We start from the raw sequence: 7,866 nt of genomic DNA on the forward strand, positions 1-7,866 counted from the left end.
GTGACCCGCGGCGAGTTCGCCACCTTCCTCTACCGCCTCGACGCACCCGAGCACACGGTCCCGGAGGAGAGCCCCTTCGATGACCTGAACACCGGCAACATCCACTACGAGGCCATCACCTGGCTGGCCTCCCAGGGCATCACCATCGGTGACACCCACGGCCACTTCAACGCAGCCGACCCCGTCACCCGCGGCGAGATCTCCGCCTTCCTCGAACGCTACGACAACACCCAGCACTAAGGCACGGAGACCGCTCCCCGCCACCACAGCGCCGGACCACCGAAACCGCCCCCGAACCACCCGGCTCGGGGGCGGTTTCCGTGCAGACGGGTCAACTGTCGCGGACGTGCGTGCGGGCAAGCTTCCGAGGTGCCGCCCCCCTCGGCTGCCGAGAGAGCATCGGCACGGTACGTTGGAGGGCGCCCCGCAGCCATTCGATCGCAGGGTCGTCCTCGTCGCGTGGATGCCAGTAGACCCGCTCGGCCATCGGAATCGACATAGCGTCGGGCAGCTCGAACGTCATGAGTTCCAGCGTGCGTGAAGCCTTCGCTGCGAGCATTCGGGGTACGAACGCCACCATCTGCGTGCCGGCCACCAACAGCGGCAGGGTCGCGAGTCCGAAGAGACGGGCACGGACAGTGTTGCCGATGCCGGCGCGGCGGAGCAGGTCGTGAACACCATCCTGGTCAGGGCTGTTGAGGTAGGCAACCGCGTGCGGCAGCGCCTCGAGATCGTCGAGCGAGGCGTGGGCGCGCGCCAGGACTTCATTGTCGGGAGAGGCGATGAGCACGAAGTCATCCGTGAACAGCTCGCTCGAATTCCCCGGAATCCCGAAGCCTACCGGCCCGACGATGAGATCGAGCGAGGCGAAAGCTCCGAGCGTCCCATCACGCGAGGGCTGCGGCGCGAATTCGAGCGAAGCGCCGGGCGCCTCTTGAGCGAACGTCTCGAGGAGAGGACCGGCGAGAATCGCGGTCAGATAGTCCGTAGAGGCGATCACGAAGCGACGTTCACTGTTCAACGGATCGAAGGACTGCTTACGGTCGACGACCGGTTTGAGCTGCGACATCACGTGCACGACCGCAGGGAGAAGGTCACGCGCGAAGGGCGTGAGCTGCATCGTGCGCCCCGCTCGGACCAGCAGTTCGTCGTCATAGTGCCGCCGCAGCCGTCCCAGCGTGGCCGACGTTGCGGGCTGGCTCAGGTGCAGACGGCTGGCGGCACGGGTGACGCTGCGCTCCTCCAGTAACACATGCAGCGGATGCAACATGTTGAGGTCGAACTTGACCACGATTCCTCCGATATTCGTTTCATGGATATGCACCATTGATCTTTCGCGATTGTAGGAATCCTAGGCGGGTGTGACGATCATCTCGTGCCTTGATGGGGGCACACAGTTTTCAACTCAGAAGGAGGGCGAGATCCATGATGACCATGGCTACTGAAACGTCCCGGCGACCGATTCCTGCGGGAGAGATCCGGCGAGGATGGCCCGCGCTCTTGTTCTCCACGCTCGGCGCCGGCGTCGGCTTCAGCTCGCTCGGGTACATCCTCGGCACGCTCGTCGTGCCGCTTCAAGATGAGTTCGGATGGGGCCGCGGCCAGATCAACCTCGCAAGCCTCGTGAGTTCGCTCGGACTCGCCTTCGCCTTGCCGTTCGTCGGCAGACTACTCGATCGATTTGGGGTCAAGCGCGTCACATTGGTATCGGTGCCGTTGCTCGTCATCACCCTCACGATGCTCGGCCTCTATACGTCGAGCCTTGCAGTGTTCTTGATGTTCTACGCGTTCGCAGGAATCCTCGGGGCAGGCACTTCAGCCGTGACGTACTCCAAAGCGATCGTCGAGAAGTTCGACACCCGTCGCGGCATCGCGCTCGGCATCATGGCGGCAGGCCTTGGCTGTGCGGGTCTGCTCCTTCCGCCTCTCATGGGTATCGTCATCGCCAACGCCGGCTGGCGGGGCGCCTACCTGACGATGGCAGCGCTTGCGGCATTGCCCTTCGTGCTCGTCTTCTTCGCGCGGCTCGGCTCACCGTCGGCCGCTGCCACCGAGCCCGCCGCCGCAGAAATCCACAAACCGGCACATATCCGTCACGCGATGCGACGTCGCGAGTTCTGGATCCTGTGTGCCTCCTTCTTCCTGCTCGGTTGGGCCCTGCTCACGATGGTGCCGCACTTCGTGCCCCTGCTCATCGACTCCGGAGTCGACCCGGTCCAGGCCGCCCTATTGTCGTCGCTCATCGGCGTCGGGACCGTGATCGCCCGACCCGTCATCGGCTGGCTCTTCGATCGCTTCTATGCCACGTATGTGGCCGTGCCGATGTTTATCGCCGCAGCCATCGGCTGCCTCCTGCTGCTCTGGGGAGGCCCGGCATTAGCCCCACTGACAGCGTTGCTGATCGGCATCGGATTCGGTGCAGAGATCGATCTCATGAGCTATCTGAGCTCTCGATACTTCAGCCGCCAGGCCTTTGCCTCGCTCTACAGCTTCGTGTACAGCCTCTTCATGGTTGGTAGCGCCCTCGGACCGGTCGTCGCCGGGTTCTTCTTCGACGCCCAGGGGAGCTACTCGAGTCCGCTCGTAATCGCCGCCTCGATGATGGCAGTCGCCGCCGTCCTCCTCCTCACCTTGCCGAAATTCACGACGGCACAGTCATGAACGACCAACCAGAACTGCAGCAACTCGCTGAGGACGTGTGGGCCTACATCCAGCCCGACGGTGGCTGGATGATCAACAACATGGGGCTCATTGCACATCCTGACGGGCTGACCAGCGTTGACGTCACATCGACCGAGCGGCGTACCCTCGACTACCTCGATGCCATCGAGGCGACCGTGGGCGGCCGGGTGCAACGCCTGGTATTGACACACGCGCATCCGGACCACTGCAATGGCGCGTCACTGCTGCCCGAGGCCGAGATCATCGCGCACCGCAGTGTGGCCGACGAGCTGCTCGCACCGCATACTCTGGCTCCGCATATCTTCACGCCATTCGACCAGGGCTCTGTCGCGCCCCGGCCGCCGACGGTGGTTTTCGATCAGGCTGTCACCATCGCGCCCGGGGACCGGCCCATTGAAGTGCGCCACCCCGGGACGATCGCACACACCTCGGGCGATTCTTACGTGTGGCTGCCGGCCGAGCGCGTGCTGTTCACCGGTGACCTCGTCTTCAATGGCGGCACTCCGTTCGCTCTGTCAGGATCACTGCGCGGATGGCAGCAAGCGCTCGACGACCTCGCCGCACTCGATCCCGTCACTGTCGTACCCGGCCACGGGCCAGTAGGCGGACCCGAGCTGTTCGAGCCGGTGCGGGCCTACCTTTCTTTCGTCGTCGCGGCAGCAGCGGATGCCGATAGGCACGGGCTCTGCCCCTTGGACGCCGCCCGCGGCCTTGACCTCGGTCCGTTTTCGACATGGCCCGAGCGGGAGCGCATCGTCGGCAATCTGCATCGTGCCATCGCTGAGCGACGCGGTACAGAGGTCGACATCCCCAAGGCCTGGCAAGACATGTATGAGTACAACGGCGGGTCTCCACTCGACTGCCATGCGTGACCCCGCGGCCCCCTGGGCCGCCAGAGTGAAATGAGAACAACGTGAAACTAGCACGATGGATGGACCCCGACGGCGCCCTCAGCGAGGGCTTCGTGATCAATGATGAAACCGTGCCGTTCCCCGACGGGGCGACCGTCGCATCAGTACTCGAACAGGGTATCGACGGAGCGTGCGACCTGCTCGATCGGGTGCAGTCCTCGCCTGGGACGTCGTTGAGCGAAGTTCAACTCCTCGCCCCGCTCTCACCGAGCACAATCCGCGATTTCGTCGCCTTCGAAGAGCACGTCGAGGGCGTGAGTGCGGGGGTCGAGGGCAAGAGCAACGTCGCAGCCGAGTGGTACCAGGCGCCGACCTTCTACTTCACCAATCCGCACACTGTCTCGGGAACAGGCGCCGTCATCAGGCCGCCGGTCTGCGACCGACTCGACTTCGAACTCGAATTGGCCGTCGTCATCGGCGGCGGCCCGCAGGCACCCGAATCCAACCTCGACGTTGCTCAGAGCGAATCAGTCATCTTCGGGTACTGCGTCATGAACGACTGGTCGGCGCGCGATCTGCAGGCTCGCGAGATGCAGGTGCGCTTAGGGCCGGCGAAGGGCAAGGACTTCGGCATGACCCTGGGCCCATGGATCGTGACGGCAGACGAGTTCGCCCAGTATCTCGACAACGATGGGTTCCTCGCCGTGCGAGCCGAGGCATATGTCAACGGAGAATTGGTCGGTGAGGACCTGGTGTCGAACATGGGGTGGCCGTTCCCGGAACTGATCGCGTATGCCTCCCGTAACTCGCGTGTTGTCACGGGAGACGTGCTCGGCTCCGGCACCGTGGGCAACGGTGGCTGCCTCGGAGAACTGTGGGGACGCAACGGTGGGCTCGTACCGTCGCCACTGACTCCAGGCGACTCCGTACGCCTCGTGATCGAAGGCATCGGCGAGATCCAGAACACCGTGGGCGAGCCGGTCTCGGCCCCGTCGATTCCGACTGCCCGCCCGCGAACAAGACAACGGTGGCGGTAGTACCGCAGTCCAGCTCAGTTCGGCAGCTCTACCCCGGCCCAGCGGGGCCCAAATCCCAGCACGACGGCGGTGCGCGTCTCATCCGCACCGGTTCCGTCCTCGTCGGAGAAGTCAGTGACGATGGTGCCAGCCTCGGCATCGGCTCGGGTGCCGGCATCGCCCGGCTCGCCGCTACCCGTGGCCCGGATCAGCTCGATGTCCAGCCAGGAGGCATCCGGGTCGTCGGGCCAGCCGGCCAACGATTCGGCCAGTCCGCGCCCCCACTCCACCACGGTGACCGAGCGGTCCACGGTGGCGTCCAGATCCAGGTCGGACAGCTCTCCGGCCGAGCCCAGCCGGTAGGCGTCCACGTGCACCAGGTCGGAGCCGGCACCCAGAGCAGGATGGATCCGGGACAGCACGAACGTCGGCGAGATGATCCCCTCGCGCACACCCAGCCCGGCCCCCAGCCCCTGGGTGAAGGTGGTCTTGCCGGCCCCGAGCTCCCCGGTCAGGATCAGCACGTCCCCGGCGTGCAGTACGGACGCCAGGCGCGCGGCCCACGCCTGGGTCGCCTCGGCCCCGTCCAGCTCAACCTCAAGCCGGGACACTGGTTCCGGTAGTCGCGAGGCCGCCCCGGTCAGATCCTTCATCGCCGTCCCCCAGACTGTCGGCGCTCCCCTGCCGACACACCCACCATTTCTGCCCGCAAAGTGAGGGGTGTGGTGAGCATGCTCATCGGCTCTCCCCCGTCGGGGCACCCACGTCTTCGCCGGGCCGGGTGTCTACGTGGATCCGCGGCACCCGGGCCCCGATCCGGGTCACGAGTTCGTAGTTGATGGTGCCGGCGGCGGCGGCCCACTCGTCGGCGGTGATCCCGGAGGCCGGCCCGAACAGCTCCACGGACGCGCCCACAGGGGCCACGGAGGGGTCATCGGTCTTCAGATCCACCACGAACTGGTCCATGGCGATCCGTCCGGCCACTTCATACCGCTGACCGCCGATCGCCACGGGCGCCGCGATCGACGGGCGCGGAATGCCGTCCGCGTAGCCGAGCGGGACCAGCGCCAGGCGCGTGGCCGCCGCGGTGCGGTATCGGTAGCCATAGGAGATTCCCTGGCCGGCGGGCACCGCCTTGTTCTGTGCCACCGTGGTGGTGACGGTCATGGCGGGCACCAGGTCGAAGTCCGCGGCGGGGCGGTCGGAGAAGGGGGTGAGCCCGTAGATCCCAAGGCCCGCGCGGACGAGGTCCAGGTGGGAGTCGGGGCGGTGCAGGATGCCGGGAGTGTTGGCGATGTGCCGCACGTCCGGGTCCACGCCGGCCTCACGCGCGGTCTCGACGGCCTGGTGGAACAGTTCGAGCTGCTCATCGGTCTCGGTCTCGCGGCCCTCCTCATCTGCCACGGCCAGGTGGGAGAAGATCCCGACCACGCGGATCAGCCCCGACTCCTGCAATTCAGCAGCCCGCGCCACCACAGCCGGCCAGTCCTCGACGGTGGCGCCGTTGCGGCCCAGCCCCGTATCGATCTTCAGGTGCACGCGGGCCGGACGCTCCAGGCGCTGCGCGGCCTCGGCGATCGGCTCGAGTTCCCAACCGGACACGCCGAGGTCGATGTTCTCCTCCACGGCCCGGCCGAAGGGGGTGCCGGTGGTGTGCAGCCAGGCGAGCATGGGTGCCGAGACGCCGGCCTCCCGCAGCTCGAGGGCCTCGGAGACGTGGGCCAGCCCGAGCCAGGTGGCCCCGGCATCCATTGCCGCGCGAGCCACGGGCAGGGCGCCGTGGCCGTAGGCGTCCGCCTTGACCACCGCCATCAGCGCGGCCGGCTGCACCCAGGAACGCAGCGTGGCCACGTTGTGCCGGATGGCGGCCAGATCCACGACGGCGGCGCGCTCGGCCGGTCCGTTGCGCTTCAGGGGCCCCGTGGTGCTGGAGGTGCCGGTGGGCCCGGATCCGGGATGAGGACGGTCCCGGAAAGGATGGCGGTGCTCGGGCAGATAGTCAGTCGACATAGTGCCTGCCATTCTTTCACCCGCGGGCGGCATCCGAGGCAGGAATCGGACCCGCGTCGGATTCCTGACGGCGAACGCCATCCGTGGCTCCGTCCCAGCGGGCGATCCGGCCGGAGTCGATAGAAGTCGGGAGATCTAGATCACATTCGCACCCATCCGCGCGCGCGACGGCTCCGAACACAGGGTGACCGAACATCTAAGCGCAGGACATCGAGGAGGAGATCACGATGCGGAAAAAGATCCTACTGGCGGCCCCGGCTCTCGCGCTGGGCGCATTGACCCTGGCGGCTGCGCCCGCCATGGCGCAGGACGGCGGGGACATCCCGTGGGCGGGGCAGGCCGGACTGCAGCCGTTGAACAACAGCGGCACCGTCGGCGACGCCCTGGTCGAACTTGACGGGAACGAGGCCACGGTCACGGTCAACGTCTCCGGGGCGGCCGAGACCTTCATGGACGGACCCTTCCCTCACGCCCAGCACATTCACATCGGCGCCGACGGCCTCTGCCCCACCGCGGAGGCCGACACGGACGGCGACGGTGCGGTGAGCACCCCTGAGGGACAGCCGTTCTACGGCATGATCGGCACGTCGCTGACCACTGAGGGAGACACCGGCGTGGACTCGGCCCTGGCCATCGAACGTTTCCCCGGCGGTGGGTCCTACTCCTATGAGCGCACCTTCGAGGTCAATGAGGACACCGCCGCAGCCGTGGCGGACGGCACCGCCGTCATCGTCGTCCACGGGGTGGATCCAGCCAACCTGAGTGCCGAGGCACAGGAGAAGATGAGCGAGTTGGACCCGGCCCTGCCCCTGGCAGCCACGCTTCCGGCGGCCTGCGGTGCCGTGACCGCATCGCAGATGGGTGAGATGCCCAAGGGCGGTGCCGATACCGGTTCCCCGGTGCAGCAGGAGGACAACTCCGGCATGCTCATGGGTGCCGGCGCCCTCGCGGTCGCGGCACTGGGCGGTGGCGCCTGGGCCCTGAACCGCCGCTCCAAGAGCGTCTGACCTGGATCCGGATTCCACGATGGTGGCTCCCGCCACCGCCCGCCGCGTAGGCCGGATGGCCTTCGCGGCGCACTCCCGCGGCAGGACGAACCGTGCCTGACCGGCACCGTCAAGAGTGAACCAACCGGCGCCGGCCCCCCGGGCACGTAGGGGACGAGTACGGACCCGCCTTACCCCCGGCGGACCCGGCCCCTAGGTTCGAGTCCATGAAGGGCATCATCCTGGCCGGGGGCACCGGCTCCCGGCTCCACCCGATCACGCTCGGCGTCAGCAAACAACTGGTCCCGGTCTATGACAAGC

General features: G+C 66.9%; 9 protein-coding genes. 6 read left to right on the plus strand and 3 right to left on the minus strand.

All coding sequences use genetic code 11. From position 1 onward, the window contains the following. The coding region (locus RUH65_RS14655) for an S-layer homology domain-containing protein (RefSeq protein ID WP_313818347.1) at positions 1 to 240 on the plus strand (240 nt) is incomplete at its 5' end. A gap of 91 nt (positions 241 to 331) precedes the next feature. Here RUH65_RS14655 and RUH65_RS14660 read toward each other — a convergent pair. Beyond that, positions 332 to 1,327 (minus strand): LysR family transcriptional regulator, encoded by a 996-nt coding sequence (locus tag RUH65_RS14660; RefSeq protein WP_313818348.1) that lies wholly within the window; start codon positions 1,325 to 1,327, stop codon positions 332 to 334. Between the two features lie 98 nt (positions 1,328 to 1,425). Between RUH65_RS14660 and RUH65_RS14665 the strand changes: the two genes are divergently transcribed. From RUH65_RS14665 to RUH65_RS14675, 3 genes are read left to right on the plus strand one after another with little or no spacing between them, the layout of a single operon-like run. After that, a complete protein-coding gene (locus RUH65_RS14665) occupies positions 1,426 to 2,661 on the plus strand; it encodes an MFS transporter (RefSeq protein WP_313818350.1) in 1,236 nt (411 codons plus the stop codon). Then, a complete protein-coding gene (locus RUH65_RS14670; RefSeq protein WP_313818351.1) occupies positions 2,658 to 3,554 on the plus strand; it encodes an MBL fold metallo-hydrolase in 897 nt (298 codons plus the stop codon). The genes RUH65_RS14665 and RUH65_RS14670 overlap by 4 nt, the downstream gene beginning before the upstream one ends. Positions 3,555 to 3,595: 41 nt before the next feature. Further along, positions 3,596 to 4,570: a fumarylacetoacetate hydrolase family protein gene (locus RUH65_RS14675; protein WP_313818352.1), complete on the plus strand. Its 975-nt coding sequence runs from the start codon at positions 3,596 to 3,598 to the stop codon at positions 4,568 to 4,570. Positions 4,571 to 4,584: 14 nt separating this feature from the next. Here RUH65_RS14675 and tsaE read toward each other — a convergent pair whose 3' ends face one another. Beyond that, complete coding sequence (gene tsaE / locus RUH65_RS14680; protein ID WP_313818353.1) at positions 4,585 to 5,202, minus strand: tRNA (adenosine(37)-N6)-threonylcarbamoyltransferase complex ATPase subunit type 1 TsaE; 618 nt, start codon at positions 5,200 to 5,202, stop codon at positions 4,585 to 4,587. An 82-nt stretch (positions 5,203 to 5,284) separates the two neighbouring features. Continuing rightward, positions 5,285 to 6,559: an alanine racemase gene (gene alr / locus RUH65_RS14685; RefSeq protein WP_313818354.1), complete on the minus strand. Its 1,275-nt coding sequence runs from the start codon at positions 6,557 to 6,559 to the stop codon at positions 5,285 to 5,287. A gap of 227 nt (positions 6,560 to 6,786) precedes the next feature. Between alr and RUH65_RS14690 the strand changes: the two genes are divergently transcribed. Next, positions 6,787 to 7,566 (plus strand): hypothetical protein, encoded by a 780-nt coding sequence (locus tag RUH65_RS14690; RefSeq protein WP_313818355.1) that lies wholly within the window; start codon positions 6,787 to 6,789, stop codon positions 7,564 to 7,566. Positions 7,567 to 7,772: 206 nt separating this feature from the next. After that, on the plus strand, positions 7,773 to 7,866 hold a 94-nt coding region (locus tag RUH65_RS14695; RefSeq protein WP_313817151.1), incomplete at its 3' end, for a sugar phosphate nucleotidyltransferase.

The sequence above is a fragment of the Citricoccus sp. genome (genome assembly GCF_032154715.1).
Lineage (GTDB): Bacteria > Actinomycetota > Actinomycetes > Actinomycetales > Micrococcaceae > Citricoccus.

Coding starts and splice junctions, on each gene's coding strand:
- RUH65_RS14660 (WP_313818348.1), bottom strand. CDS start 1,327: ATGGTGCATATCCATGAAACGAATATCGGAGGAATCGTGGTCAAGTTC.
- RUH65_RS14665 (WP_313818350.1), top strand. CDS start 1,426: ATGATGACCATGGCTACTGAAACGTCCCGGCGACCGATTCCTGCGGGA.
- RUH65_RS14670 (WP_313818351.1), top strand. CDS start 2,658: ATGAACGACCAACCAGAACTGCAGCAACTCGCTGAGGACGTGTGGGCC.
- tsaE (WP_313818353.1), bottom strand. CDS start 5,202: ATGAAGGATCTGACCGGGGCGGCCTCGCGACTACCGGAACCAGTGTCC.
- alr (WP_313818354.1), bottom strand. CDS start 6,559: ATGTCGACTGACTATCTGCCCGAGCACCGCCATCCTTTCCGGGACCGT.
- RUH65_RS14690 (WP_313818355.1), top strand. CDS start 6,787: ATGCGGAAAAAGATCCTACTGGCGGCCCCGGCTCTCGCGCTGGGCGCA.